This is a genomic window from Novosphingobium sp. BL-A-41-Hi4B-X5A, assembly GCF_055521705.1.
In genome coordinates this window covers 1,576,362-1,602,216 of sequence record NZ_CM145500.1, presented here as the reverse complement: position 1 = coordinate 1,602,216, position 25,855 = coordinate 1,576,362, and the positions used below count along the sequence as shown (strand labels likewise).

Sequence of the window (25,855 nt, the reverse complement as noted above, 5' to 3'; positions counted from 1 at the left end):
TATTGCTAACAATTAGACAAGCGCATTCGTTGGGGCCGCGTTTGTTGGGGGAAGGGCATTGATCAAGGACAAATTCGCCGACGCCATCGCACCCGTCGGCCACACCGACGAGGACGACGTCGGCGCGATCAACGATATTCTCGGCTTCCACATCCGTCTCGCCCACGGCGCGTGCCTCAGGCATTTCACGGAAACCTTCACCGATCTCGATCTCACGCAGAAGCAGGTCTCGGTGCTCTGGCTGGTCGATGATCACCCCGGCATCGCGCAGACCGATCTGGCGCAGCGCTTGCGCATGGACCGTGCCACCACCATGGCCATCATCAACCGCCTTCAGGCCAAGCACTTCCTGCGGCGCGACCGCTCACCCAAGGACGGGCGCAAGCAGGCGCTGTTCCTCGAACCCGATGGCATCGAGATGCTGGGCCGTGCCAAGCAGGCCATTGGCGAGCACGAGGCCTGGGTGAAAAGCCGCTTTTCCGACAAGGAAGTGCGGCAGCTCATCGAACTGCTTTCCAGAATCCACGAATAAGTTATAACAGATAGCAATAAGTGTTTTTGGAGAGGAATCGGGCCGCATGTCACAAACCCCGCGCGAGGTGATCGAGCAGACGCCGATGGGCGTTCGCCAGTGGATCGTGGTGGTCCTGATGGTGCTGTTGAACGCGCTCGACGGGTTTGACGTATTGTCGAGCGCCTTTGCCGCGCCGGGGATCACCGCCGAGTGGGGCATTGCCCGCCCGGCGCTGGGCGTGGTGCTTTCGGCCGAACTGCTCGGCATGGGCTTCGGTTCGGTGCTGCTGGGCGGCGCGGCAGACCGCTATGGCCGCAAGTCCACCATGCTGGTCTGCCTCGTGCTGATGGCGATTGGCATGTACCTGGCAAGCATTGCGGCGTCGGTTCAGCCGATGGTCGCTTACCGGTTCCTCACTGGCATCGGCATCGGCGGGATGCTCACGACCACCAACGCGGTGGTTGCCGAAAGCACCAACAGCCGCTGGCGCTCCATCGCCATCGCGGTCTATGTGGCCGGCTATCCATTGGGTGCGATCATCGGCGGAATTGCGGCGTCGGAATGGCTGCTGCCCACTTACAGCTGGCACGCGGTCTTCGTGTTTGGTGCGGTGGTAACCGCAGTTCTGATCCCCATCATTCTGGTGCTGGTGCCCGAAACGGCGGCCTATCTGGTGACGAAGCGCAATCTCGCGGGCGTGAACCGCACGCTCGCCGCTTTCGGCAAGCCTGCCGTCAGCGATCTGCCAGTGATCGTGCCGGGCGCCGCCAAGCCGCGCGTTACCGATATCCTGTCAAACCCCAGACTGCGCCCGGTCACCCTGCTGCTGGCGTTCGGCTACACATTCCACTGCATCACCTTCTATTACATCCTGAAGTTCGGCGTGCAGATCGTGTCCGATTATCCGCCGGGCTATCCTCCGGCACAGGCGGCCACGGTGCTGACATATGCCAACATCGGCGGGTTCCTCGGCAGTGCGCTCTTCGGCTTCGTGATGGCACGGCTGGGAGTCAGGTGGCCAACCGCGCTGATGCTGCTGATCGGCGCGATGCTGGTGGCCTGGTTCGGCACCGGTCGTGATACGTTGAGCGCTTGGCAAATGGCGACGATGATCGCCGGCTTCTTCACCAATGCGGCGATCAGCGGCTATTATGCCGCCTTCGCGCGCGGCTTTCCGGCTTATGCGCGGGCCACCGGCACAGGTTTCGCGCTGGGCGTGGGGCGGCTGGGCGCTGCGGGAAGTCCGCTGCTGGCGGGCACCCTGTTCGGCTGGCTGGGGGATGACCAGCTGTTGACGGTGTCTGTCATCATGGCGATGGGCTCGATTTTCAGCCTTGTGCTGTTCCTGATGCTGCCCGAGCGCGATGGCGATGATGTGATGGCGGAGCAGCCTGCCGCATAGGATCACCTCAGGATCTTGGGCCGGATCGGAGCGGACGAAATGCGCGTGACCAGAAGCCTCGTTTCGTCCCTCGTCTGCACGGCGCTGTTGTGGGGGAGTTGCGGGGGAGTTGCCGCAGAGTCCCCCCAGAGTTCGCGAGAGTTGGAAAGTTCCTCGCCGCTGGTCTGGGACGGCCACAACGACGTACCCGAACAGCTGCGCGAACGCCGCAAGGACGTGCTGGAAGGCTTTGATTTCAATGACTCCCGTGCGTCGGGCATGATGACCGACCTGCCCGGAATGCGCGCCGGAAACGTCGGCGCACAGTTCTGGTCGGTCTATGTCTCGGCCGATCTGTCTGAACCGCAGGCAGTGCAGGCAACACTCGAACAGATCGACGTGATGAAGCGCCTGATCGCGCGGCATCCGGCTGAAATGCAGTTCTGCACCGACACCGCTTGCGTCGAAAAAGCGTGGAAATCAAGGAAGATAGCCTCGCTTCTCGGCATGGAAGGCGGCCATTCCATCGGTGGTTCCTTGGGCGTGCTGCGCCAGATGTATGCCCTCGGCGCGCGCTACATGACGCTGACCCACTTCAGGAACAACGCCTGGGCCGACAGCGCCACCGACTCCCCAGCGCACGATGGTCTGACGCCGTTCGGTGTCAAAGTTGTCAAGGAAATGCAACGGCTTGGCATGCTGGTCGATCTCGCCCACGTGAGCGAGGCGACGATGCGCGACGTGCTCGCGCTGGGCGGTCCGCCGCCGATCGTAAGTCACTCCAACGCCCGCGCGATCAACCAACACGCCCGCAATATATCGGACGAGACGCTGAAGGCCATCGGCGCAGCGGGCGGGATTGTCATGGTCAACTTCTACCCGCCCTATGTCGTTGAAGCGGCACGACAATGGAGCGCGTCGCGCGATGCCGAAATGGCTCGCGCCAAGGCACTTAACCGCGGCGATCCGGATGCCGAAAAAGCCGCGATCGAAGCATGGGACAAGGCCAACCCGATGCCGCGCGGCAGCATCAAGGATGTTGCCGATCACATTGATCACATTGCGAAACTGATCGGCGCCGACCACGTCGGCCTCGGCGGAGACCTCGATGGTGTCGAAGCCACGGTCCAGGGCTTGGAGGACGTCTCGACCTATCCCGCGCTCTTCGCCGAGTTGAAGCAGCGCGGATGGTCGCAGGCGAACCTTGCAAAACTGAGCAGCGGCAACATGTTGCGCGTGATGAGGGCGGCTGAAATCTATGCCGCCGCGCACCGCGCCGACCCGCCGCTCGAAAGCCCGACAACGTTCTGACGTTTCATTTTCGCTCTCGACGCAGTGACAGGATCACGGCAAGATAGTTTGGTTCAATAACAATCTGGACGGAGAGACCACCTTGTTCACCCACACTTTCCTTGGCACCAACGACATTGAAAAATCGCGCAAATTCTACAGCGCGGTGATGCAGACGCTCGGCCACAATGCGGTGGAACTGCCGCACGGCACGCTGTTCCCTTCGCCCAACGGCTCGCTGATCGTGGCCAAGCCCGGCAACGGCGAAGCGCACACCGTCTCGAACGGCTACACCCTCGGCTTCAAGGCGGCTGACTCCTCGGTGGTCGATGCCTGGCACGCCGCCGGACTTGCCAACGGCGGCACCTGCGAAGGGCAGCCGGGCGTGCGCGAAAATTCGCCGGGCAAGCAGTACGGCGCCTACCTGCGCGATCCCGATGGCAACAAGATCTGCGCCTTCGCGCCCAATCCGAACGCCTGATTCCGTTCGATCCGACGATTAAAATTGTGGCAGGGCAGGGGCTTGGCGCTCCTGTCCTGTTTTCTTGGGCTGTCGGCTCGCCGCGCCGGGGCACCATTTGGCCGCATCCAGCGTTGAGGGCGACATGCACCGCCTCCTCGCTCCCCTCGCAATCCTCCTCGCCTTGTCCGGCTGCAATGGCGCAGGCGGGGGCGGCAAGCCCGTCCGCACGTCCGACGCGATCGAGGTCGAGCCTGCGCCGTCGCTGATCACGGTCCCGGTAGAGGCCGATCTGGCCGACCTGTCTCGCGTGCTGGAACGCGAGATTTCCCAGCAGTTGTGGACGATCGACAAGCCGGGCCAGACCTGCGTCAAGAGCAAGGGCCTGGATATCGGCATCGCCACGATCAAGACGCCAAAGCTGAAGTGCCGCATCATCGGCGCGGTCACACGCGGGAGCCTGCGGCTGGAAGGATCAGGCCGCGACATCCGCATCGCGATGCCGCTCCATGCCAAGATCCGCGGCGAAAACGTCGCCGGGCTGATCGACGAATCCGCAACTGCCGATGCCATGGCCCATGCCGTTGTGCGGCTCGACATCGCGCCTGACTGGACTCCGCGCGGCAGGGTGGACATCAGCTATGACTGGACCGACGCACCCCACGTCGATTTCATGGGGCAGCGCATCGACATTGCCGACAAGGCGGATGAAAAGCTTCGCCCGGTCATTGCCAAGCTCGAACGCGATCTGCCGGGAGAACTGGGCAAGCTGCACTTGCGCGAAGCGGTGGCCAAGGCCTGGGCCGATGCTTTCACCACGGTTTCGCTGAACCGTGAAAACCCGCCGGTGTGGATGCGCATTACTCCGCGTGAATTGCGCTATGGCGGCTATCAGGTGGTTGGTGGCAAGCTGCGGTTGCGGCTGGGCCTCCAAGCCTTGACCGAGACCTTCGTCGGCCAACGACCGGCTGATCCCAAGTCCGCTCCCTTGCCGAACATGAAGCGGCTGGAGCAGAGCGCGGGCAAGCTCGAATTCTTCCTCCCGGTCTTTGCCGACTATCGCGAACTTGAGCCGGTGCTGATGAAGGCGCTGACGAAGCGGTCGGCACAGCCGTTCGACGTGCCTGGCGTGGGCCCGGTCATGGCGCAGTTCAAGGCGGTGGAGATCTATGGCACCAAGGGTGGCAAGATCGCGGTCGGTATCAACTTTTCCGCCCGTCCTCAGGCGGGTGGGGAGACTGCCAGCGGCACGGTGTGGCTCACCGGAAAGCCGGTGAATGCGAAGAACTCCCGCCGTGTCGGCTTCGAGGACCTGAGCGTCAGCGGCACGACCGATATGACCGGCGGCGATCTGATCATCGACCTGATCAATGCGCCGGGCGTGGCGCAGTACGTGGCCTCGTCGCTGACCCAGGATTTCGAGCGCGACTATGCCAAGTTGCTCGGCAAGGTCGACCGCGCGATAGAGGTCAAGCGCGAGGGCGATTTCATTGTCGAGGCGGACCTGCTGCGCACTCGCTCCGGACAATTGCAGGCGGCGGGGCAGGGGCTTTACCTGCCGGTCTGGGCTACCGGCACGGCGACTGTGCGCGTGGTGAACTGACCATCATGGCGTGAAGTCTGTGATCCCATAGGGCACCAGATCGCGTTCGTGCGGATCGACGACGATGGCGCGGTCGCTGGGCGGGAATGCGCGCTGATCGCACTTGTCGCGCGGGCAGATGCGGCAGGAGATGCCGATCCGGGTGACCGCCTCGGGCCGGGCGAGGTTGATGCCGTCGGCATAGATGAATTCGTCAGCCAAAGCGGCTTCGCAACCCAGCGCCACGGCATAGCGGCGGGGTGTGCGGTAGTAGCTGCCCGAAGGCTTCACCAGCCCCTTGGCAATCGAGACATAGCGCACGCCATCGGGCATTTCGGCGGCCTGGACGTGGATGCGGTCGGGGATCGCCACGGCTTCGTGCACCACCCATAGCGGACAGGCGCCGCCGAAGCGGGCGAACTGCAGGCGCGTGGCGGAGTGGCGCTTGGTGATGTTGCCGGCCATGTCGACGCGGCAGAAGAACATCGGAATGCCGCGTGCCTGCGGGCGTTGCAGCGTCGAGAGGCGGTGGCAGACCTGTTCGAAGCTGGCGCCGAAGGTCAGACGCAACTGGTCGATATCGTGGCGCAGCGCACGGGCGCGGGTGCGGAACCACTCGTAGGGCATGATCAGCGCGCCCGCCGCATAGTTGCCGAGGCCCACCGTCAGCAGCTGGCGCGCGGCGTCGGACTGCAGCGTTGCCTCACCGACAATCGCGCTGATCTCCTCGCGCAGGGCTTCGGCGGCAAGCTGGTAGGCGATCTGGAAGCGAGCGGATTCAATGGGTTGGTTGGGGTCGATCGTCAGCCGCCGCGCCTCTGGATCGAAGCGGCGCATGGCCCCGCCGCTGACCTGCTCGACCGCGATGCCACGGCTTTCAAGCCAGATCGCCATCTGCGCCGAGGTTGGCGTCATGCCGGTGCCGGACAGGCGCACGGCGAGTCGTTCGGCGGCGCGGTCGATGGTGTCGACGTAATTGTTGGCGTGGTGGAACCAGTCGCGCACTTCCTCCCACGGCAGGCGGCCGCCGGAAATGCTGTCCGAACCCAAGGCTTCGTCGATGGCTTCGAGGCGCTGGACCGAGCGGCGATGCTGGTCCCACAACTGCGCAAAGGCGTGAGCAAATGCGGGATATTGCTCGGCCACGCGCTCCACCTGATCGCCGGGAAGCATCTGACCGAGCATCGGATCGGCCGTGGCATCGCGCAGCGCGGAAAGCACGGGTTCGACCCGGTCCGCGGCGAAGTCCTGCCATTCGACCGGGAAGCTTTGCTGCAACCGGTCGGTCAGCGCAGGGGTGAGTGGGCGCTCGTCATTCTCGATCTGCGAGAGATACGAGGCGCTGATGCCCAGAAGCGATGCCATCTCGCCCTGACGCAGCTTGCGCGTGATGCGCAAGGCCTTGAGCTGTTCGCCTGCAAACAAGCGGCGTCGCGCCATTTATACCGTCCCCCAACTCCGGCCAGTTTTGCAAAGTGGCCCTTCGCAAGTTTGCAGAATAACATTGGACTTGGCAAGCGGCGTGGCGCAGTTGGAACGCCGATCCGCGCCCAGTGTCGTTCTGGCAGGGCGCGGGCGCGGCTCTGGCGTGGCACCTCGGGGAGGAGGAGCTGGCCGGAGTCGCAGCAGAAAACGGTCCGCCAGTCAGAAGAAGGGATGCCACGCATGTCCGCCAATATCGCCGAAATGGAAAAGCGCCGGGAAGCCGCGCGGCTGGGTGGCGGGCAGAAGCGCATCGATGCGCAGCACGCCAAGGGCAAGCTGACCGCGCGTGAACGCCTTGAAGTGCTGCTCGACGAAGGCAGCTTCGAGGAAGTGGACATGTACGTCGAGCACAACTGCGTCGACTTCGGCATGCCCGATACGGTCATCCCCGGCGATGGCGTCGTCACCGGTTCGGGCACGATCAACGGCCGTCTGGTCTATGTGTTCAGCCAGGACTTCACCGTGTTCGGCGGATCGCTGTCGGAACGTCACGCGCAGAAGATCTGCAAGATCATGGACATGGCGCTGAAGGTTGGCGCGCCGGTGATCGGCCTCAACGATTCGGGCGGCGCACGCATTCAGGAAGGCGTGGCGTCGCTTGGCGGCTATGCCGAAGTGTTCCAGCGTAACGTGCTCGCCTCGGGCGTGGTGCCGCAGCTTTCGCTGATCATGGGACCTTGTGCTGGCGGTGCGGTCTATTCGCCGGCAATGACCGACTTCATCTTCATGGTGAAGGACAGCTCCTACATGTTTGTCACCGGCCCGGACGTGGTGAAGACGGTGACCAACGAGGTTGTGACGCAGGAAGAGCTGGGCGGCGCGGTGACGCACACGACCAAGACTTCGGTTGCCGACCTTGCGCTGGAGAACGACATCGAGGCGCTGCTGGCGGCGCGCGATTTCTTCGATTACCTGCCGCTGTCCAATCGCTTGGATGTGCCCGAGCGGCCAACCTCCGACCCCTATGACCGTCTCGAGCCGAGCCTCGATACCATCGTCCCGGCTTCGGCGACGCAGCCCTATGACATGCACGAAGTCATTCGCAAGACGGTGGACGAGGGCGAGTTCTTCGAAATCCAGCCCAAGCATGCGGCCAACATCATCTGCGGCTTCGGGCGCGTCGAAGGCCGCACTGTGGGCGTAGTGGCCAACCAGCCGATGGTGCTGGCCGGCGTGCTCGACATCAACTCGTCGAAGAAGGCGGCGCGGTTCGTGCGCTTCTGCGATGCGTTCAACATTCCGATCGTGACCTTCGTGGATGTTCCGGGCTTCCTCCCCGGCACCGCGCAGGAGCACAACGGCATCATCAAGCACGGCGCCAAGCTGCTGTTCGCCTATGCCGAGGCGACCGTGCCCAAGATCACCGTGATCACGCGCAAGGCCTATGGCGGCGCCTATGACGTGATGGCCTCAAAGCACCTGCGCGGTGACTTGAACTACGCCTGGCCGACCGCCGAAATCGCGGTGATGGGCGCCAAGGGCGCGGTCGAGATCATCTTCCGCGGCCTCTCTGCCGAAGAGCAGGCGGTCAAGACGAAGGAATACGAGGACCGCTTCGCCAACCCGTTCGTGGCGGCAAGCAAGGGCTTCGTCGACGAGGTGATCCACCCGCACTCGACGCGCCGCCGCGTGGCGCTGGGCCTCAGGAAGCTCAAGAACAAGAGCCTCGAGAACCCGTGGAAGAAGCACGACAACATTCCGCTGTGACCTGACCCAAGACTTTGGAAAGACTGAAAATGACCGACATCTACATCGTCTCGGGCGCGCGTACCGCCATCGGCTCCTTCGGCGGCGGCCTTGCCTCGCTGCGTCCGGCCGAGACCGGCGCCATCGTGATCAAGGAAGCCATCGCCCGCGCCGGGATCACGGCGGACAAGGTGCAGAACGTGGTGATCGGCACGGTCGTGCCGACCCAGCCCAAGGACGCCTATGTCAGCCGCGTGGCTGCGGTGAACGCGGGCGTGCCGATCGAGGCTCCGGCGATGAACGTGAACCGTCTGTGCGGTTCGGGCCTGCAGGCCATCGTCTCGGCAGCGCAGGGCATTGCGCTGGGCGAGCAGGACATTGCCATCGGCGGCGGCGCTGAAAGCATGTCGAACGCGCCGCACATGGTGCTGACCGCGCGCAACGGCCAGAAGATGGGCGATCAGGTGCTGATGGACGCCATGCTCGGCGCGCTGCACGATCCGTTCGAGAACATCCACATGGGCGTGACGGCGGAGAACGTGGCCGAGCGCTGCAGCATTTCGCGCGAAGAGCAGGACGCGCTGGCGGCAGAGAGCCAGAAGCGCGCGGCCGCGGCAATCGCGGCTGGCTACTTCAAGGAGCAGATCGTCCCGGTCGAGATCAAGACGCGCAAGGGCACGGTGGTGTTTGACACCGACGAGCATGTGCGTGGCGAGACGACGGTCGAGAGCCTTGCTGGCCTCAAGCCGGTGTTCAAGAAGGACGGCACCGTCACCGCCGGCAATGCCTCGGGCATCAACGACGGCGCGGCTGCGGTCGTGCTGGCCAGCGGCAAGGCTGTTGAAGAGCATGGGCTGAAGCCGATGGCGAAGATTCTCGGCTGGGGCCATGCGGGCGTCGAGCCGGGCGTGATGGGGCTGGGGCCGGTCAAGGCTGTGCCGGTGGCGCTGTCGCGCGCGGGGCTGACGCTCGACCAGATCGACGTGATCGAGAGCAACGAGGCGTTTGCGGCGCAGGCTTGCGGCGTGGCCAAGGAACTGGGCTTTGATCCGGCCAAAACCAACGTCAACGGCTCGGGCATTTCGCTCGGCCATCCGATCGGCGCGACCGGCGCGATCCTGACGATCAAGGCGATGTACGAGCTGCACCGGACCGGCGGACGCTATGGCCTGATCACCATGTGCATCGGTGGCGGGCAGGGCATCGCCATGGTCATCGAAAAGGTTTGAACATGAAGTTGGGCCGCCTCAACCACGTCGGCGTTGCGACGCCCGACATCGACGCTTCCATCGCGTTCTACCGCGATGTGATGGGCGCCTCGGACATAACCGAACCGTTCGTGCTGGAAAGCCAGCAGGTGCGCGTCGCTTTCGTCAACACGCCGGGCGAGAACGGGACCGCTGGCACGCAGATCGAACTGATCGAGCCGACCAGCCCGGACAGCGCCGTGGGCAAGTGGCTCGCCGCCAATCCCTTGGGCGGGCAGCACCACCTTTGCTACGAAGTGCCCGACATCCACGCTGCGAAAGCGTGGTTCGAGGCGCAGGGCAAGCGCGTACTCGGCGAACCCCGCATCGGCGCGCACGGCACCCTGATCTTCTTCGTCCACCCCAAGGACATGGGCGGGCAACTGACCGAGATCATGGAGACGCCCAAGGACGGGCACTGAGCTTCTAGCCCTCTCCCCTTCAGGGGAGAGGGTTGGGAGAGGGGGCGCGCGCACCCAAAGCGTCGCAAGGCCCCTCTCCAACTTCGGCTAGGCAGCAAGCTGCCAAGCCTGCGTATCCTCTCCCCGACCGGGGAGAGGGCATGGAGATTGAGACGATGACCGAGAAGACACTGGCCGATTGGCAGGCCGCTGCGGCCAAGGAAGTGAAGGGCAAGGATCTGACCTGGCAGACGCCGGAAGGCATCGCCGTCAAGCCGCTCTACACCGCCGAGGACGTCACCGCCGATCCCGGCCTTCCCGGCTTCGCCCCCTTCACACGCGGTGTGCGCGCCTCGATGTATGCCGGGCGCCCGTGGACGATCCGCCAGTACGCCGGTTTCTCCACGGCGGAAGAATCCAACGCCTTCTATCGCCGCAATCTGGCCGCAGGGCAGAAGGGCCTGTCTGTCGCGTTCGACCTTGCAACGCACCGTGGCTATGACTCGGATCATCCGCGCGTGGTGGGCGATGTCGGCAAGGCCGGCGTGGCCATCGACAGCGTCGAGGACATGAAGATCCTGTTCGACGGCATCCCGCTCGATCAGATGTCGGTATCTATGACGATGAACGGCGCGGTGATCCCGATCCTCGCCTTCTTCATCGTCGCCGGTGAAGAGCAGGGCGTCGATCGCAAGCTGCTCGACGGGACCATCCAGAACGACATCCTCAAGGAGTTCATGGTCCGCAACACCTACATCTACCCGCCCGAGCCCTCGATGCGGATCATCTCGGACATCTTCGGCTATACCAGCCGCGAGATGCCGAAGTTCAACTCGATCTCGATTTCCGGCTACCACATGCAGGAAGCCGGGGCGACGCAGGTGCAGGAACTGGCGTTCACCATTGCCGACGGCATGGAATACGTGAAGTACGGCGTGGCATCGGGACTGGACATCGACAAGTTCGCCGGTCGCCTGTCGTTCTTCTTCGCCATCGGCATGAACTTCTTCATGGAAGTGGCCAAGCTGCGCGCCGCCCGCGTGCTTTGGCACCGGGTGATGACAAAGCTCGGCGCGCAGGACGAACGTTCGAAGATGCTGCGCACCCACTGCCAGACCTCGGGCGTCAGCTTGCAGGAGCAGGACCCCTACAACAACGTCATCCGCACCACGATCGAGGCGATGGCGGCGATGCTCGGCGGCACCCAGTCGCTCCACACCAACGCGCTCGACGAAGCCATCGCGCTGCCGACCGACTTCTCCGCCCGCATCGCGCGCAACACGCAGATCGTGATCCAGGAAGAAACCGGCATGTGCAACGTGGTCGATCCGCTCGGCGGGTCGTACTACATCGAGGCGCTGACGCAGGAACTGGTCGACAAGGCGTGGGAGATCATCGAGCGCGTCGAGGCCGATGGCGGCATGGCCAAGGCCGTGGCAGCTGGCTGGCCCAAGGCGATGATCGAGGAGGCCGCCGCCGGCCGTCAGGCCCGCGTCGACCGGGGCGAAGACGTGATCGTCGGCGTCAACAAGTATCGCCTGGCGAACGAAGACCAGATCGAGACGCTTGAAGTCGACAACCACGCGGTGCGCGAGGCGCAGATCGCCCGCCTCAAGCGCGTGCGTGAGACCCGCGACGAGACCAAGTGCCGTGCGGCGCTGAATGCGCTGACCGAAGGTGCAAAGACCGGCGGCAACCTCCTCGAACTCGCCGTGGAAGCCGCGCGCCACCGCGCCACGCTGGGCGAGATTTCGGATGCGATGGAAGTCGTCTTCGGCCGCCACGGCACGTTCCCGACGCCGGTCAAGGGCGTCTATGGTTCGGCCTATGCTGGCGATAGCCGCTACCAGCAGGTTCTCGATGGCGTCGAGGCGGTCACCCGCCGCTTGGGCCGCAAGCCGCGCATGCTCGTCGCCAAGATGGGACAAGACGGGCACGATCGCGGTGCCAATGTCATCGCCTCGGCATTTGGTGACATGGGCTTTGAAGTGACGTCCGGCCCGCTGTTCCAGACGCCCGAGGAAGCCGCGGCGCTGGCGCTGGAAAAGGACGTCGACGCGGTCGGCGCATCGTCGCTTGCCGCCGGGCACAAGACCCTGATCCCCGAACTGATAGGCCATCTCAAGGCCGCTGGTCGTGCAGACATCAAGGTTGTGGCGGGCGGCGTGATCCCGCCGCAGGACTACGATTACCTGCGCGAGGCAGGCGTGCAGGGCATCTACGGTCCCGGCTCGAACGTGGTCGAATGCGCCGCCGACATGCTGCGCCTGCTTGGCCACAACATGCCGCCGCTGGGTAGCGAGATCGACGCCGCCTGATAGTATCCGCGCCGTATAACGGGAGAGATGCGATGACACAGAAGCTTGAGACGCTGTCGGTCCACGCCGGGTGCGAGCCCGATCCGACGACCAAGGCGCGGATCACGCCGATCTACCAGACGGCCAGCTACGTGTTCGACAGTGCTGAGCACGCCGCGAACCTGTTTTCGCTGGCCGAATTCGGCAACATCTACACGCGCATCATGAACCCGACCAACGCCGCGCTCGAAGCCAAGATCGCGGCGCTGGAGGGCGGTGTCGGCGCGCTGGGCGTGGCATCGGGCCATGCCGCGCAGTTCATCGTGTTCCACACTTTGATGGAGCCGGGCTGCGAGATCGTGGCGGCCAAGAAGCTCTATGGCGGCACGCTCAACCAGTTCGCCCACAGCTTTGCCAAGTTCGGCTGGAAGGCCGTGTTCGTCGATGCCGACGATCCCGCCGCCGTTGCCGCCGCGATCACCGACAAGACGCGCGGCGTGTTCATCGAAAGCCTCGCCAATCCCGGTGGCGTGGTGCAGGACATCGCGGCGATTGCCGAGGTCGCCCATGCCGCAGGCGTGCCGCTGATCGTCGACAACACGATGGCCAGCCCCGCTTTGTGCCGCCCGATCGAACATGGCGCGGACATCGTCGTCCATTCGTGCACGAAGTTCCTCAACGGCCACGGCAATTCCATCGGCGGGCTGATCGTGGATTCGGGCAAGTTCGATTGGGCGGCGAGTGACAAGTTCCCCTCACTCTCGCAGCCGAACCCCAGCTATCACAGCGCGGTGCTGACCGAGGCGCTGAAGCCCGTCGGCCCGATTGCCTTCATCATCGGCTGCCGCGTGCTCGGCCTGCGCGATTTGGGGCCAGCCATGGCGCCGATGAACGCGTTCCTGACCCTGACCGGCATGGAAACGCTCGCGCTGCGCATGGAGCGGCATTGCAGCAATGCGCTGCACCTGGCGCAGTGGTTGCAGAACCACCCGAAGGTGGCGTGGGTATCGTACGCCGGCCTGCCGGAAGACCCATATCACCAGTTGGCCAAGCAGTACCTCGGCGGTAAAGGTGGCGCGGTGTTCACCTTCGGCGTGAAGGGCGGGTACGAGGCGGGCGTGAAGCTGGTCCAGTCGGTCAAGCTGTTCAGCCACCTCGCCAACATCGGTGACACCCGCTCGCTCATCATCCACCCCGCCTCGACCACGCATAGCCAGCTGGGCGAGGAAGAGCTGGTGGCCGCAGGCGCCGGGCCGGACACGGTGCGCGTGTCAGTGGGCATCGAACACATCGACGACATCGTGGCCGACCTCGCGCAGGCGCTGGAGCTGGTGTGATCTTGGCAGCTTCGCCTCGCCTCTCTCCCGTCGCCCCGGGCCTGACCCGGGGCCCCGCTGCCTTTTTCGAGGTTGCGGGAGAAGCGGGACCCCGGGTCAGGCCCGGGGTGACGAATGAAGTGGAGACCTCGGCATGTCGGTAATGCTGATGCTGGCGGCGGCAGTTAGCAATTCGCCGGACTGCAAGAACACGACCATTCAATCCGAACTCAACGAATGCGCACAGACCGAATTCGCGGAGGCGGATCGAGCCTTGAATGCACAGTGGAAGACTACGGTCCGTATTTTCAGGGAGCGGTCACGTGAAGACGAGGCTCGGCTTCGTGTGGCACAGCGCGCTTGGCTGACATTTCGCGATGCCGACTGTGCAGCTCGCTGGCCGTTCGATCTGGGCATTTCGCTAGATAAGATGCTTCACATCAATTGCCTGACAAAACTTACAATAGAGCGCACCGATACGCTCGCCGAACTCGCCAAGGATATCTGAATGTTCAAGAAAATCCTCATCGCCAACCGTGGTGAAATTGCCTGCCGTGTGATCAAGACGGCGCGTCGGATGGGTATCCAGACGGTGGCGGTCTATTCCGATGCCGATGCGCGGGCGCCGTTCGTGCAGATGGCGGATGAAGCCGTGCATATCGGCCCGGCCCCTGCCGCGCAGTCGTATCTGATTGCCGACAAGATCATCGCGGCGTGCAAGCAGACCGGCGCGGAAGCGGTGCATCCTGGTTACGGCTTCCTGTCCGAGCGCACCTCGTTTGCCGAGGCACTGGCGGCAGAGAACATTGCATTCATCGGCCCACCTGTCGGCGCGATTGCCGCGATGGGCGACAAGATCGAATCCAAGAAGCTGGCCAAGGAAGCGGGCGTCAATGTCGTTCCCGGCTTCGTCGGGGAGATCGAGGATACCGAGCATGCCGTACGCATCTCGGACGAGATCGGCTATCCGGTGATGATGAAGGCCTCGGCCGGCGGTGGCGGCAAGGGCATGCGCCTGGCCTACAGCGAGAAGGACGTGCGCGAGGGCTTTGAAGCGGTAAAGCGCGAGGGCCTGAATTCGTTCGGCGATGACCGCGTGTTCATCGAGAAGTTCATCCTCAACCCGCGCCACATCGAGATCCAGATCCTCGGCGACAAGCACGGCAACATTCTCTACCTGAACGAGCGCGAATGCTCGATCCAGCGCCGCCATCAGAAGGTGGTGGAAGAAGCGCCTTCGCCGTTCGTGACCCCGAAGATGCGCAAGGCGATGGGCGAGCAGTGCGTCGCGCTGGCCCGCGCGGTGGGCTACTATTCGGCCGGTACGGTGGAACTCATCGTTTCGGGCGCGGACCCGAGCGGTGAAAGCTTCTACTTTCTCGAAATGAACACACGCCTGCAGGTGGAGCACCCCGTCACCGAGGCGATCACCGGCGTCGACCTGGTCGAGCAGATGATCCGCGTGGCCTATGGCGAGAAGCTGGCGATGACTCAGGACGACGTGAAGATCGATGGCTGGGCCATCGAGAACCGCGTCTATGCCGAAGACCCCTATCGCGGCTTCCTGCCTTCGACGGGGCGCCTGATCCGCTACAACCCGCCGCTCGCCGGATGGACCGATGACGGGCAGGCCAACGGGCGTCGCGGCGTGGACGGCGTGCGCGTGGACGATGGCGTCTACGAAGGCGGCGAAGTTTCGATGTTCTATGATCCGATGATCGCCAAGCTGATCACCTGGGGCAAGACCCGCGACGAGGCGGCGGACAAGCAGATCGAGGCATTGGACGCTTTCGAGATCGAGGGGCTGGGCCACAACATCGACTTCGTCAACGCCATCATGCAGCACCCGCGCTTCCGTTCGGGGGAGCTGACCACCGGCTTCATCGCCGAGGAATATCCCGAGGGTTTCCACGGCGCGGCAACGTCTGACGAGTTGAAGCAGTCGCTGGCGGCGCTGGCGGCGTTCCTGGCAACGGCCCGGTCGGACCGGGCGCGGCAGGTCGACAACCAGCTTGGCCACGATCTCGATCCGCCGTCGGAATGGGCGGTGAAGATCGGCGGCTCGACTTATGCGGTGGAACTGACCGAGGACGAGATCAGCGTTGACGGCAAGGCCATCGACATCGCGCTGGAATACACTCCGGGCGACCGGATGGTGCATTGCGAGGTTGACGACAAGCCGCTGTCGGTGAAGGTCGAGCCGACCCGCGCGGGCTTCAAGCTGACGACTCGAGGCGCGATCCACAACGTGCAAGTCCTGCCCGCCCATATCGCGCACTTGACCCAGCACATGATCGAAAAGATCCCGCCGGATCTTTCGAAGTTCCTGATCTGCCCGATGCCGGGTCTGCTTGTGTCACTCAACGTGGGCGAGGGCGATACGGTCGAGGCAGGTCAGCCGTTGGCCGTGGTCGAAGCGATGAAGATGGAGAACATCCTGCGCGCCGAGAAGGCGGGCAAGGTCAAGACGGTCAACGCCAAGGCCGGCGACAGCCTGGCCGTGGACGCCATCATCCTCGAAATGGAGTGAGTCGGGGTACTTTGCTACGGCACACCGAGTGAACGTCGCCCCGGCGAAGGCCGGGGCCCACTACCGCTCGTCGGGAGGGCAGCGAGATGGATCCCAGCCTGCGCCGGGATGACGCGAGTTGGTGTAATACCAAGCTGCACAGACTCTGACCCATGAGGATGCCCAGCCCCGTTTGCTGGCGAGAAGCAGCCGAAGCGGCGATGTGGTTCATCGTCGCGAGGCTGCGACGATGTCCAGCGAGCGGGGCTGGGCACCCCTGCGGGCGGAGTTTTGGCGGCCCTCGGACAGCGTCGCGTCCTCGGTATGATGACCCCGCATCACCCCTTCGGACGCTCCTTGCCGAGAACCGCCAAAACGCCGTCCTCATGGGTCAGAGTCTGTGCAGCTTGGTATAAGAGGCCCGTATTCTGGCCTGAGATTCAACTCCGGAAAATCTTCCCCGGGTTGAAGATATTGCCCGGGTCCAGCGCCTGCTTGAGCGTGCGCATGATGTCGACGGCGTCCTCGCCCAGTTCATCGACAAGGCACTGCTGCTTGCCGATCCCGACGCCGTGCTCGCCAGTGCAGGTGCCGTCCATGGCGAGCGCCCGGGCGACCATGCGGTGGTTGACCTTTTCCACCTCTGCCATCTCATGCGGTGCATTCGGGTCGATCGAGAAGACGAGGTGGAAGTTGCCATCCCCGACGTGACCCAGGATCGTGGCCGGCACGCTGCAGGTGTCGAGATCGGCGCGGGTGGCAAGGATGCATTCGGCCAGCCGGCTCATCGGCACGCAGACGTCGGTCGTCAGGCCGATCGCACCGGGCCGCAGGTTGACGGCGGCGTAATAGGATTCGTGCCGCGCGCGCCACAGACGGTTGCGGTTTTCGGCGAGCGTCGCCCACTGGAATGCGCCACCGCCGTTGGCCGAAGCCAGTGCCTTGACCGTCTCGACCTGCTCGGCAACGCCGGCAGGCGTGCCGTGAAATTCGAAGAACAGCGTCGGCGCCTCGGGCAGTCCCAGCTTGCTGCGCAAGTTGACCGCGCGGACCTGCATGGCATCGAGCAATTCGATCCGCGCCATGGGCACGCCGCAATGGAAGGCCTGCACCACGGTTTCGATCGCGCCGGACAGCGTCTCGAACGGGCAGGTCGCGGCCATGATCGCTTCTGGCACCGGGTGGAGCCGCAGGGTGATGCCGGTGACGACGCCGAGCGTACCTTCCGCACCGATATACAGCCGGGTGATGTCGTACCCGGCGGCGGACTTCTTGGCGCGCTTGCCGGTACGGATGACCTTGCCCTGCGGCGTCACCACCTCCAGCCCCAGAACAGCCTCGCGCATCGTGCCATAGCGCACCGCGTTGGTGCCAGACGCGCGGGTCGAGGCCATGCCGCCGATCGTGGCGTTGGCGCCCGGATCGATCGGGAAGAACAGTCCGCTGTCGCGCAGGTGCGTATTGAGCGCTTCGCGCCGGATTCCCGGCTGCACCGTGCAATCGAAATCGGCATGGTTCACGGCAAGGACGGCGTCCATCGGCGTCAGGTCGAGACTGATCCCGCCTGCAAGGGGCAGGGTGTGGCCTTCCAGCGATGTGCCGGCGCCATAGGGCACGATCGCCACGCCGGCTTCGCGGCACAGGTTCACGCAATCGACCACGTCCTGCGTTGACCGGGCAAAGACCACGGCATCGGGAAGAACGGTAGGATACTGCGATTCGCTGGCGCCATGCTGCGCGCGGATCGCTTCGCTCGTCTGGCATTGCGGGCCAAAGCGGGCCGAAAGACGGTCAACGAAGCCTTGGGGCAAGGGGCGCGCGTGCGGGAGAGACAGGGGTTCCATTGATAGACTCTAGCCCATCGCCACCCTTTTTGCAGCGCTGCCCTTATTGATATAGCGCGTTCGCGTTCAGCCGCGATAAAGCGCGGTTGCGGAATTCTCTTCGTGCGTTCGAGCCTTGCGGCTCTGGCGGCTTCTGGAACTGAACAGGGTGTATCGATGAAGAAGATGATGGGTGCGATGATCGTGGCAGGACTGGCCGCCTCGGCGCTGGCGGGCGGAACCGCCTTTGCACAGGCCAAGGGCGATCCGGTTGCGGGCAAGAAGATTTTCATGCGTTGTGTGGCCTGCCATGCCGTGCAGCCGGGCGCTGGCGCCAAGATGGGCCCCAACCTTGCGGGCGTTGTCGGGCGCAAGGCAGCGGCGGCTCCGGGCTTCAAGTATTCCGCGGCGATGCAGAAGGCCAAGCTCAAGTGGGATGATGCCACGCTCGACAAGTGGCTGACGCGCCCGTCGGCGCTGGTTCCCGGCACATCGATGGCGTTCGCCGGCCTGCCCAACGCGGCAGACCGCGCCAACGTGATCGCCTACCTCAAGAAGCCGAACTGAGTTTGCCTTTCAGGGCGTCACGATAGCGAAGGCAGGATCCGGCTTGTCGAGCCAGCCGATCAGGCGAGCAAAGGCAGCCGGGTCCCCTTCGATCTTCGCCTCGCCCGAGGCAACTTTTGCAGCCAGCGGCTGGCCTGCAAACAAGGCTGACAGCAGGTCTGCGTAGCGGACGGTCAGAGTCGCCTGCCGACCATCGCGCAGGCCCTTGCGGTGGACGAGGACGCCATTGGCGATCGTCACCGTCCAGTCCTGGTCCTTGTCAGGAAAAACGAACCCAAGTGACGCAGACCCGTCACCGGCCTTGGCCGGATCGAGCCGCACCGCGAGGACCTCGAACAGGTCTGACGGGGGGAGCTGGCTGATCAGGGCCGCACCGCCGGTAGGATCGGTGGCGGTGACGCCTTTCTCCAGTTCTGTCGCACCGGTGAGATACATGTTGCGCCACAAGGCGTTCTCGCTCTGGTAAGCGAGCTGGCGATAGGTGCGGGCAAGCAGGCTCTTTGCCGCAGCATCATTGCCATCGGCGAAGATGACCTTGTCGAGCAATTCTGCCGTCCAGGCATAATCGCCCCTGGCAAACGCTTCCTCGGCCAGGGCCCGCACCCGCTCTGCGCCGCCCAGTGCCTCGACATAGCGCCTGCCGCCCTGTTCCGGGGGCAGGGGAGCGAGGTGGACGGGGTTGCCATCGTACCAGCCCATATAGAACTGATACACGGCGCGGGCATTGAAGCTGTAGGAGCCGTAATAAGGCCGGTCGTACCACTTTGCCGCCAGCGCCGGGGGCAGCGTCAACTGCGCGGCGATTTCGGGGCCGGTCAGGCCCTTGTTCATCAGCCGCACCGTCTGGTCATGAAGGTAGGCATAGGCGTCGCGGTGCTTGGCGAGATATTCGGTGATCTCGCTCGCGCCGAAACGCGGCCAGCCATGGCTGGTGATCAGCACTTCGGAGCCTGCGAAAAAGTCGATCGCCTCGGTCAGCCCTTGCGCCCAGGCCTTGGCATCTCGGATCACAGCGCCGCGCGGCGTCAGGATGTTGTGCTGGGTGACGTTGGCGTTCTCGGCAAGGTCGGCAACCTTCCAGTCGGGGAAGCCGAAATTCATCTCGGCAGGTGCCTCGGTTCCGGGCGTGATCTGGAAGCGTACCCGCACGCCATCGAGCATGAGTTCGGTGCCGGTTTCGCCAATCTCGCGGGTCGGCGGGATCAGGCTGCGGCCGCCCGCCGCCACGCCCATGCCGATCCCTGAGCCCATCGAACCTTCCGGGCCCTTGGGTAGGCCAAGGCCGAACTGGTAGGACGCGCGGCGCCCCATGGCGGGCCCGGCGATCACGTTCTCGCTGACGGCGGCGCGGGTGAAACCCTGCGGGGCAATGATCGGCGCGTCCTTGGCCATTACCGAGGTGAACGCGCCTGCGCCGCCGAAATGATCGACGTGGCTGTGGGTGTAGATCATTGCAGTGACGGGGAGTCTCGCCACCTTCTCGGAAATCAGCGCATAGGCAGCGGCCGCTGTCTCGGTCGCGGTCAGCGGATCGATGACGATCCAGCCCTTGTCTCCACGCACGAAAGTCACGTTGGCGACATCGAACCCGCGCACCTGCCAGATGCGGTCGGTGACCTTGAACAGGCCGGCCTTGCCGAGAACCTGGGCATGGCGCCACAAACTGGGGTTCACGGTGGCAGGCGCAGGGCCACTGGCAAAGGCAAAGGCGGCGGTGTCCCACACCGGCTTGCCCGCGGCATCGCGGATCACCGGGTCCTTGAGCGTCGCCACGAATCCGCGGGTGGCGAAATCGAAGTCCTGTCGGTCGGCCATCGGCAGATCTGCCAGCGCCGTGACGTTGGCCTTTCGGGTGGCGCCGGTCGGTGCGTCGGCCCAGGCTGGGCCTGCAACGAGCAGCACTGACGCACTGGCGGCCAGGGCGCGGCGAAAGTTGGTGAAACGCATGTCCTCTCCCGGCTCCGTTCTATGTGGAGTTCCGGGCGCAGAGTGACTTTAATCGCGCGCTTAGGGAAGCGGCAAAAAGAGGGTTCAGCCGAACAACCTCTCCCACAGCGTGCGCGGCCGCCTTGGCGGGATCTCCTGGCCGCTTAGGCGCATCAGGTAATTGGCGAGCAGCAAGGCCTGGTTGCGCGTCATCAGCAGGTGGTGCGTGTCGATCGCTCCCGGTATGGGCCGGGGATTCTTGCTCGACTGCACGGTCAGATGGATGTTGCGTGCGAAGGCGCGATGTTTCCAGCCGACGACAACCCCCGAAAGTTCGTGCGGTGTGTCATCGACCGGCGTGTTTGCCGTTGCCATAAACCCTCTCCCAAATTCCCCGCAGCACAGGGAATCGGAAGATGACAATTTCGTCAAGCCTTTGAGTCGGGCAATCGTTTCGGATCGGAACAATCAGGCGGCGAGCTGGTAAGGCGCGATCTCTCCGGCAAGGTAGAGCTTCTTGGCCTTCGCGCGGCTGAGCTTGCCCGAGCTGGTGCGGGGCAGTGTGCGCGGCGGCACGAGTTCGACCACGCAGTTCATGCCGGTGATCGAACGCACCTTGTCGCGGATCTGGTCGCGCAGCTTCACCCGCTCGACCGGGTCGGAAACGCGGCAATGCACCAGAACGGCAGGCGCTTCCTCGCCATTTTCGGTCTCGACCGAGAAGGCAGCGATATCGCCCTGGTGGAAGCCGGGAAGCTGTTCCACGGCCCACTCGATGTCCTGCGGCCAGTGGTTCTTGCCGTTGATGATGATCATGTCCTTGGCGCGGCCGACGATGAACAGGTAGCCCTTTTCATCGACGTAGCCCATGTCGCCGGTATCCAGCCAGCCATCGACCATGCAGGCGTCGGTCGCTTCCGGGTCGCGGAAGTAGGAGTGCATGACCGAGGAGCCGCGGCACCACACCTTGCCGATGTGGTGGTGCGAAAGCTCGTTGCCGCTCTCGCCCCGGATTGCCACTTCCATGCCGAGCACGGGCACGCCGCAGTTGACCATGGCGCGGTAGCGGGCCGGGCGCGAAAGATCGCGCGGCGTGCCCGAGAGACGCTCTTCCTCGACCAGTTCGACGCGGATGCCTTCGCCCGGCGGCATGATGGTCACGGCCAGCGTCGCCTCGGCAAGGCCGTAGCTCGGCAGGAAGGCTTCGGCCTTGAAGCCGGCTTCGGCAAAGGCGTTGACGAAGTTCTGCATCACGTCGGGGCGGATCATGTCGGCGCCGTTGCCGGCAACGCGCCAGCGCGACAGGTCGAAACGGTCAGCGACGTGGGTCTGGCTGGAGATGCGGCGGGCGCAGATGTCGTAGCCGAAGGTGGGCGAATAGGAGAGCGTGGTGCCCTTGTTGCGGCTGATCAGATCAAGCCAGGCCAGCGGGCGGCGGGCGAAATCCTCGGTCTTGAGGTAATCGACCGAGACGCTGTTGGCGATCGGCGAGAGGAAGCAGCCGACCAGGCCCATGTCGTGATACCACGGCAGCCACGAAACCGCACGATCCGGATCGGCGATCTTCATGCCGTGCGAGTGGCCGGCAAGGTTTGCCAGCAGCGCGCGGTGCGTGACGGCGACCCCGTGCGGAAAGCGGGTCGAGCCGCTGGAATACTGGAGGTAGCTGATCGCATCAGGATCGGGCGTGGGCAGGGCGGCGTCGGACTGGTCGCCCGCATGGAATTCGTGCCACGAAAGACCGGCGCAGCCCTGACGTGCGGCCGCAGCGCCAGCCATCTCGGCAATCTCGCCGGGATAGACCAGCATCTTCGGGTCCGAGCTGGCCAGCTGGACGGCGAGCTGGTCAATATAGCTTTCCTTGCCGCCAAAGCTGGTCGGCAGAGGCAGCGGCACCGGCCAGGCGCCGGCATACATCGCGCCGCAGAAGATCGCCGCGAAATCGGGGCCGGTTTCGGCCACCAGGGCAACGCGATCGCCGGGAGCTACGCCCAGCGCCATCAGGCGGCGTGCAGCCACCAGCGCGTCCTCGCGCAATTCGGAATAGGGATAGACGCGCGAGAGCGTGCCGCGCGGATCGTGGAAGTTGAACCCGAGCTTGCCCTTGGCCGCATAGTCCAGCGCATCGCAGAAGGTATCGAAGTCCGCATAGCGACGTGGCTGCACGTCGATATTGGGTGTGGGAACGAGAGCCGCCTTTTCAGCGACAGCGTCCGAAACAGTCATGCGATACCCCGATGTTCTCTTCATTCGTCCTGCGGGCCTGTGCAGACCCGCCGATGAACGGTCCATTAGCTCGAACGGCCCATTACTGGTCCGTGACGCGAAAACAACGCCACCACGGTACGGACGTTCTCATTTAGCAGGGACTGTGGCACGAATGTGGCGGATGGACCGCAATTCCCCTGATGGCCGTGGCAACCGCCGCGAAAGGAAACCGCAAAGGCCGCTCGATGCCGCGCGGCTGAACGAAATGGCGCTCGCCTATGTCGCGCGCTTTGCCACTAGCGCGGGCAAGCTTTCCGACTACCTTAGGCGAAAGCTGCGCGAACGGGGATGGGAGGGAGAAGGCGAGGCCGATCTTCACGCGATCGTCAGCCGATTCGTCGCACTCGGCTACGTCGACGATGCCGGATTCGCCCGCGGCAAGGCGCAAAGCCTGCTGCGGCGGGGCTATGGGGCGCGGCGGATCGACCAGGCGCTGGGCGCGGCGGGAATTGCCGAAACCCTGCGTGAGGAGGCGCGGGGCAGCGATGCCGACCGGCGCCGGGCGGCACTCGTCATGGCGCGGAAGCGGCGCTTCGGCCCGTTTGGCGGGGGCGGCGGGCTTGACCCGGCACAGCGCGAGAAGCAGGTCGCAGCCATGCTAAGGGCAGGACACCCCCTTGCCTATGCGCGCGAGGTGGTGAATGCATCCAGCCCCGAAGCTCTGGAAGAGTGGATCGATGAAGCAGCTGACTAGACTAGCCGTCCTTTCTGCCCTTGCGTTGATAGCAGGATGCTCGCCGGGTGCGGCCGACGCCGGGGCGAAGGCCCAGCCCCAGGCCGCAACGGCGGCGGTTCATCCGGTCTCGGGCCTCCAGATCACGCCGGTGACGGTGACCAGCGGCAACGGGGCGCACGTATTCAGGTCGGAAGTCGCGCGCACGTCTGCCGAACAGGCCAAGGGGCTGATGTTCCGTACCGAGATCGGTGATGACGAAGGCATGATCTTTCTGCGCAATCCGCCGGATATTGCGTCGTTCTGGATGCGCAACACGGTGATTCCGCTCGACATCATCTTCGTGGGCCTCGATCGCCGCATCCTCAACATCGCGGCCAATGCCAGGCCTTATGACGAAACCCCGCTCCCCGCGGACGGGCCGACGCTGGCCGTGCTGGAAATCAACGGCGGGCTGGCGGCAAGGCTCGGCATCAAGCCGGGCGACAAGGTTGAATGGTGAACAGGGTTGAATGGTGAACAGGGTTGACTGGTAAGATAAGCGCAGCGGCATCAACGCGCTTGCCGACTCCCCCCATCAGCGGCTAAGCGCGCCGTAATATCCAAGGCAGGTAGCATGAGCATCCTCGGCAAGATCTTCACATGGTGGAATGGCGCCACCGTCACCACCATGCTGTTCAGCGCACTGAATGGTGAGCAGGTGGGCACCGACGCGCAAGGAAACACCTATTTCCGCGCGAAGAAGCCCTTTCCCAAGGGCCACCCCTTTGCCGGGCGTGAACGTCGGTGGGTGATCTATAACGGCGCCAACGATGCCAGCCGCGTGCCTGCCGAATGGCATGGCTGGCTGCACGGCTCGTTTGACGGTGTGCCTGAAAGCAACCTGCCGCCTGCCCGCATCTGGGAGGCGGAATACACCCCGAACGCCACCGGCACTGTCCAGGCCTACCGTCCGCAGGGCGCGCTGGAGCGTGGCGGCAAGCGTGCCGCCGCAACCGGCGACTACGAAGCCTGGGTTCCGGAAGCCTGATGCCATCGGACGCATCGCCGGCAACCCGGGCGCTCGTCCTTGCGGGCGTGCTCATGCTGGCCGGATGCGGCGAGAAGGCACCTTCGCCGCCACCCGAGGCGACCGAGAGCGGTGCGGCGATTGCCACGGCTTCGGGAGCTGCGATCGAAAGCGAATTCGGCACACCGATCAAGGATCGCGTGGCAACGCTCGGCTTTCTCAACAAGCGCAACAACATCACGCAGGACGTTGTCCTCAAGAGCGGCGAATCGCGGCGGATCGGCAATGCCATCGTCAAGCTCGCCACGTGCGAGAAGACCGCGCCGTGGGAAGATCCGCCCGAGACCGGCGCTTTCGTCCAGCTGTTCGTCGAAGAGCGGGCGAGCACCGATCAGCCACTTGCCTGGCGCAAGGTGTTTTCGGGCTGGTTGTTCCGGAACGCCCCGTCGTTGAGCGTGGTCGAGCACCCCGTCTATGACGTATGGGTCAAGGACTGCGCGATGACCTTCCCCGGCGAGGAAGAGCCGCTCGCTTCGGCGCGCAGTGCGGCAAAGCCCAGCGGCAATGCCAGCGCGGCGGCTTCGCCCGATCCTGCGCCCGGTCCCGCTCGAAAGCCTGCCCCCAGTCCTTCGCCAACTGCTGCGACAAGCGCGCGACCCGCAGCAACTTCGGCCGGGGAATAAGGCCGCTGAGCCTGCGACAGCAGTTGCAGATACTGGCTTTGCGGGATCTCGATTGCACCCAGTGACGCCAGGTGAGTCGTGGTGAACTGGCAGTCGAGCAATTCCGCGCCAACCGCCCGCAGCGACGCAACCAGCCAGGCCAGTGCGACCTTCGAGGCATCGGTCTGGCGGCTGAACATCGATTCGCCACAGAACACGCGCGCGAATCCGACACCATAGAGCCCGCCGACCAGCCGTCCTTCGCTCCAGCATTCGATCGAATGAGCGTGGCCATGCTCGTGAAGCCCGATGTAGCTTTCGCGAATCCGCGCGCTGATCCAGCTTTCCTCGGCACCGGGGCGGGGCGCGGCGCAGGCGTCGATCACCGCTTCGAACGCGGCATTGCAGGTCACGGTGAACTTGCCGCGCCGCAACGTGCGGGCCAGGGATTTCGAAAGGTGGAACCCCTCAAGCGGCAGAATCGCCCGCATTCGCGGCTCCACCCAGAAGACTTCGGGATCGTCGCGACTGTCCGCCATCGGGAAAATCCCGGCACGATAGGCCTTGAGCAGAAGCTCGGGCGGGATGGCATGGGGATCGTTGCGGGCCATAATCTTCAATAATCTGTTTCGGTCGGTTGCGCTCCCGCCGTCAAGTCTTTAAGGGGCCGCTCAGAGCACAGGAGTGTAGCTCAGTTGGTAGAGCATCGGTCTCCAAAACCGAGGGCCGTGGGTTCGAGTCCCTCCACTCCTGCCACTC

The 25,855-nt window shown here is 64.3% G+C and carries 22 protein-coding genes, 1 tRNA gene and 1 pseudogene; 18 read left to right on the top strand and 6 right to left on the bottom strand.

The window, feature by feature from the left end; all coding sequences use genetic code 11:
• Positions 1-58 precede the first annotated feature (58 nt).
• The 5 genes from ACZ1JY_RS07585 to ACZ1JY_RS07565 all read left to right on the top strand — a co-directional run bounded on the left by ACZ1JY_RS07585 (position 59) and on the right by ACZ1JY_RS07565 (position 5,248).
• Positions 59-532, top strand: a complete 474-nt coding sequence (locus ACZ1JY_RS07585; RefSeq protein WP_168903515.1) for a MarR family winged helix-turn-helix transcriptional regulator — start codon at positions 59-61, stop codon at positions 530-532.
• Between the two features lie 46 nt (positions 533-578).
• On the top strand, positions 579-1,916 hold the full coding sequence (locus ACZ1JY_RS07580; RefSeq protein ID WP_465130852.1) for an MFS transporter: 1,338 nt from the start codon (positions 579-581) through the stop codon (positions 1,914-1,916).
• Between the two features lie 141 nt (positions 1,917-2,057).
• Entirely contained in the window at positions 2,058-3,206 is a 1,149-nt protein-coding gene (locus ACZ1JY_RS07575; protein WP_465130851.1) for a dipeptidase, read from the top strand.
• Positions 3,207-3,288: 82 nt separating this feature from the next.
• Complete coding sequence (locus tag ACZ1JY_RS07570; RefSeq protein WP_118073182.1) at positions 3,289-3,666, top strand: VOC family protein; 378 nt, start codon at positions 3,289-3,291, stop codon at positions 3,664-3,666.
• A 124-nt stretch (positions 3,667-3,790) separates the two neighbouring features.
• Positions 3,791-5,248 (top strand): DUF4403 family protein, encoded by a 1,458-nt coding sequence (locus ACZ1JY_RS07565; protein WP_465130850.1) that lies wholly within the window; start codon positions 3,791-3,793, stop codon positions 5,246-5,248.
• 3 nt (positions 5,249-5,251) lie between these two features.
• On the opposite strand, the gene ACZ1JY_RS07560 is transcribed toward ACZ1JY_RS07565, so the two are convergent.
• Positions 5,252-6,667, bottom strand: coding sequence for a helix-turn-helix domain-containing protein (locus tag ACZ1JY_RS07560; RefSeq protein ID WP_465130849.1), 1,416 nt, complete (start codon positions 6,665-6,667; stop codon positions 5,252-5,254).
• Between the two features lie 225 nt (positions 6,668-6,892).
• Here ACZ1JY_RS07560 and ACZ1JY_RS07555 point away from each other — a divergent pair, with 225 nt between their 5' ends.
• From ACZ1JY_RS07555 to ACZ1JY_RS07525, 7 genes are all read left to right on the top strand, one after another.
• The gene (locus ACZ1JY_RS07555; protein ID WP_465130848.1) at positions 6,893-8,419 is read left to right on the top strand and encodes an acyl-CoA carboxylase subunit beta; all 1,527 of its coding nucleotides are present in this window, start codon (positions 6,893-6,895) and stop codon (positions 8,417-8,419) included.
• Positions 8,420-8,448: 29 nt separating this feature from the next.
• Positions 8,449-9,627 carry an acetyl-CoA C-acyltransferase family protein gene (locus ACZ1JY_RS07550; RefSeq protein WP_465130847.1) on the top strand — a complete coding sequence of 393 codons (1,179 nt, stop codon included), beginning with the start codon at positions 8,449-8,451 and terminating at the stop codon, positions 9,625-9,627.
• Positions 9,628-9,629: 2 nt separating this feature from the next.
• Entirely contained in the window at positions 9,630-10,067 is a 438-nt protein-coding gene (gene mce / locus ACZ1JY_RS07545; RefSeq protein WP_465130846.1) for a methylmalonyl-CoA epimerase, read from the top strand.
• A gap of 155 nt (positions 10,068-10,222) precedes the next feature.
• Positions 10,223-12,364, top strand: a complete 2,142-nt coding sequence (gene scpA, locus ACZ1JY_RS07540) for a methylmalonyl-CoA mutase (protein WP_465130845.1) — start codon at positions 10,223-10,225, stop codon at positions 12,362-12,364.
• A gap of 32 nt (positions 12,365-12,396) precedes the next feature.
• Positions 12,397-13,680: an O-acetylhomoserine aminocarboxypropyltransferase gene (locus ACZ1JY_RS07535; RefSeq protein WP_465130844.1), complete on the top strand. Its 1,284-nt coding sequence runs from the start codon at positions 12,397-12,399 to the stop codon at positions 13,678-13,680.
• 133 nt (positions 13,681-13,813) lie between these two features.
• A complete protein-coding gene (locus ACZ1JY_RS07530) occupies positions 13,814-14,167 on the top strand; it encodes a lysozyme inhibitor LprI family protein (protein ID WP_168903522.1) in 354 nt (117 codons plus the stop codon).
• Positions 14,168-16,189: an ATP-binding protein gene (locus ACZ1JY_RS07525; protein WP_465130843.1), complete on the top strand. Its 2,022-nt coding sequence runs from the start codon at positions 14,168-14,170 to the stop codon at positions 16,187-16,189. It begins immediately after the preceding gene.
• Positions 16,190-16,608: 419 nt separating this feature from the next.
• Here ACZ1JY_RS07525 and ACZ1JY_RS07520 read toward each other — a convergent pair whose 3' ends face one another.
• Positions 16,609-18,012 (bottom strand): FAD-binding oxidoreductase, encoded by a 1,404-nt coding sequence (locus tag ACZ1JY_RS07520; RefSeq protein ID WP_465130842.1) that lies wholly within the window; start codon positions 18,010-18,012, stop codon positions 16,609-16,611.
• A gap of 168 nt (positions 18,013-18,180) precedes the next feature.
• Between ACZ1JY_RS07520 and ACZ1JY_RS07515 the strand changes: the two genes are divergently transcribed.
• Positions 18,181-18,558, top strand: coding sequence for a c-type cytochrome (locus ACZ1JY_RS07515; RefSeq protein ID WP_465130886.1), 378 nt, complete (start codon positions 18,181-18,183; stop codon positions 18,556-18,558).
• 9 nt (positions 18,559-18,567) lie between these two features.
• On the opposite strand, the gene ACZ1JY_RS07510 is transcribed toward ACZ1JY_RS07515, so the two are convergent.
• From ACZ1JY_RS07510 to ACZ1JY_RS07500, 3 genes are all read right to left on the bottom strand, one after another.
• On the bottom strand, positions 18,568-20,505 hold the full coding sequence (locus ACZ1JY_RS07510; protein WP_465130841.1) for an alkyl/aryl-sulfatase: 1,938 nt from the start codon (positions 20,503-20,505) through the stop codon (positions 18,568-18,570).
• Between the two features lie 84 nt (positions 20,506-20,589).
• Positions 20,590-20,859 (bottom strand): hypothetical protein, encoded by a 270-nt coding sequence (locus ACZ1JY_RS07505; protein ID WP_118073191.1) that lies wholly within the window; start codon positions 20,857-20,859, stop codon positions 20,590-20,592.
• Between the two features lie 93 nt (positions 20,860-20,952).
• On the bottom strand, positions 20,953-22,710 hold the full coding sequence (locus ACZ1JY_RS07500) for a fatty acyl-AMP ligase (protein ID WP_465130840.1): 1,758 nt from the start codon (positions 22,708-22,710) through the stop codon (positions 20,953-20,955).
• Positions 22,711-22,873: 163 nt separating this feature from the next.
• On the opposite strand from ACZ1JY_RS07500, the gene ACZ1JY_RS07495 reads away from it, so the two are divergent.
• From ACZ1JY_RS07495 to ACZ1JY_RS07480, 4 genes and pseudogenes are all read left to right on the top strand, one after another.
• Entirely contained in the window at positions 22,874-23,446 is a 573-nt protein-coding gene (locus ACZ1JY_RS07495) for a regulatory protein RecX (RefSeq protein ID WP_465130839.1), read from the top strand.
• Positions 23,430-23,927: a DUF192 domain-containing protein gene (locus ACZ1JY_RS07490; protein WP_118073193.1), complete on the top strand. Its 498-nt coding sequence runs from the start codon at positions 23,430-23,432 to the stop codon at positions 23,925-23,927. Before ACZ1JY_RS07495 ends, ACZ1JY_RS07490 begins: the two co-directional genes overlap by 17 nt.
• 114 nt (positions 23,928-24,041) lie before the next feature.
• A complete protein-coding gene (locus ACZ1JY_RS07485) occupies positions 24,042-24,455 on the top strand; it encodes an NADH:ubiquinone oxidoreductase subunit NDUFA12 (protein WP_465130838.1) in 414 nt (137 codons plus the stop codon).
• A pseudogene (locus tag ACZ1JY_RS07480) lies at positions 24,455-24,871 on the top strand (DUF2155 domain-containing protein); the annotation flags it as partial. The gene ACZ1JY_RS07485 and the pseudogene ACZ1JY_RS07480, both read left to right, overlap by 1 nt.
• A 35-nt stretch (positions 24,872-24,906) precedes the next feature.
• Here ACZ1JY_RS07480 and aat read toward each other — a convergent pair.
• Entirely contained in the window at positions 24,907-25,707 is an 801-nt protein-coding gene (gene aat / locus ACZ1JY_RS07475) for a leucyl/phenylalanyl-tRNA--protein transferase (RefSeq protein ID WP_465130885.1), read from the bottom strand.
• A 69-nt stretch (positions 25,708-25,776) separates the two neighbouring features.
• Here aat and ACZ1JY_RS07470 point away from each other — a divergent pair.
• Positions 25,777-25,852: transfer RNA gene (locus ACZ1JY_RS07470), tRNA-Trp, on the top strand.
• Positions 25,853-25,855: the final 3 nt, after the last annotated feature.

What these genes read in the sequence shown, in the direction of transcription:
- ACZ1JY_RS07520 (WP_465130842.1), bottom strand. Translation starts at nt 18,012, where the DNA reads ATGGAACCCCTGTCTCTCCCGCACGCGCGCCCCTTGCCCCAAGGCTTC.
- scpA (WP_465130845.1), top strand. Translation starts at nt 10,223, where the DNA reads ATGACCGAGAAGACACTGGCCGATTGGCAGGCCGCTGCGGCCAAGGAA.
- mce (WP_465130846.1), top strand. Translation starts at nt 9,630, where the DNA reads ATGAAGTTGGGCCGCCTCAACCACGTCGGCGTTGCGACGCCCGACATC.
- ACZ1JY_RS07490 (WP_118073193.1), top strand. Translation starts at nt 23,430, where the DNA reads ATGAAGCAGCTGACTAGACTAGCCGTCCTTTCTGCCCTTGCGTTGATA.
- ACZ1JY_RS07510 (WP_465130841.1), bottom strand. Translation starts at nt 20,505, where the DNA reads ATGCGTTTCACCAACTTTCGCCGCGCCCTGGCCGCCAGTGCGTCAGTG.
- ACZ1JY_RS07535 (WP_465130844.1), top strand. Translation starts at nt 12,397, where the DNA reads ATGACACAGAAGCTTGAGACGCTGTCGGTCCACGCCGGGTGCGAGCCC.
- ACZ1JY_RS07485 (WP_465130838.1), top strand. Translation starts at nt 24,042, where the DNA reads ATGAGCATCCTCGGCAAGATCTTCACATGGTGGAATGGCGCCACCGTC.
- ACZ1JY_RS07555 (WP_465130848.1), top strand. Translation starts at nt 6,893, where the DNA reads ATGTCCGCCAATATCGCCGAAATGGAAAAGCGCCGGGAAGCCGCGCGG.
- ACZ1JY_RS07515 (WP_465130886.1), top strand. Translation starts at nt 18,181, where the DNA reads ATGGGTGCGATGATCGTGGCAGGACTGGCCGCCTCGGCGCTGGCGGGC.
- ACZ1JY_RS07580 (WP_465130852.1), top strand. Translation starts at nt 579, where the DNA reads ATGTCACAAACCCCGCGCGAGGTGATCGAGCAGACGCCGATGGGCGTT.
- ACZ1JY_RS07505 (WP_118073191.1), bottom strand. Translation starts at nt 20,859, where the DNA reads ATGGCAACGGCAAACACGCCGGTCGATGACACACCGCACGAACTTTCG.
- ACZ1JY_RS07495 (WP_465130839.1), top strand. Translation starts at nt 22,874, where the DNA reads ATGGACCGCAATTCCCCTGATGGCCGTGGCAACCGCCGCGAAAGGAAA.
- ACZ1JY_RS07565 (WP_465130850.1), top strand. Translation starts at nt 3,791, where the DNA reads ATGCACCGCCTCCTCGCTCCCCTCGCAATCCTCCTCGCCTTGTCCGGC.
- ACZ1JY_RS07550 (WP_465130847.1), top strand. Translation starts at nt 8,449, where the DNA reads ATGACCGACATCTACATCGTCTCGGGCGCGCGTACCGCCATCGGCTCC.
- ACZ1JY_RS07530 (WP_168903522.1), top strand. Translation starts at nt 13,814, where the DNA reads ATGTCGGTAATGCTGATGCTGGCGGCGGCAGTTAGCAATTCGCCGGAC.
- ACZ1JY_RS07500 (WP_465130840.1), bottom strand. Translation starts at nt 22,710, where the DNA reads ATGACTGTTTCGGACGCTGTCGCTGAAAAGGCGGCTCTCGTTCCCACA.
- ACZ1JY_RS07525 (WP_465130843.1), top strand. Translation starts at nt 14,168, where the DNA reads ATGTTCAAGAAAATCCTCATCGCCAACCGTGGTGAAATTGCCTGCCGT.
- ACZ1JY_RS07560 (WP_465130849.1), bottom strand. Translation starts at nt 6,667, where the DNA reads ATGGCGCGACGCCGCTTGTTTGCAGGCGAACAGCTCAAGGCCTTGCGC.
- aat (WP_465130885.1), bottom strand. Translation starts at nt 25,707, where the DNA reads ATGGCCCGCAACGATCCCCATGCCATCCCGCCCGAGCTTCTGCTCAAG.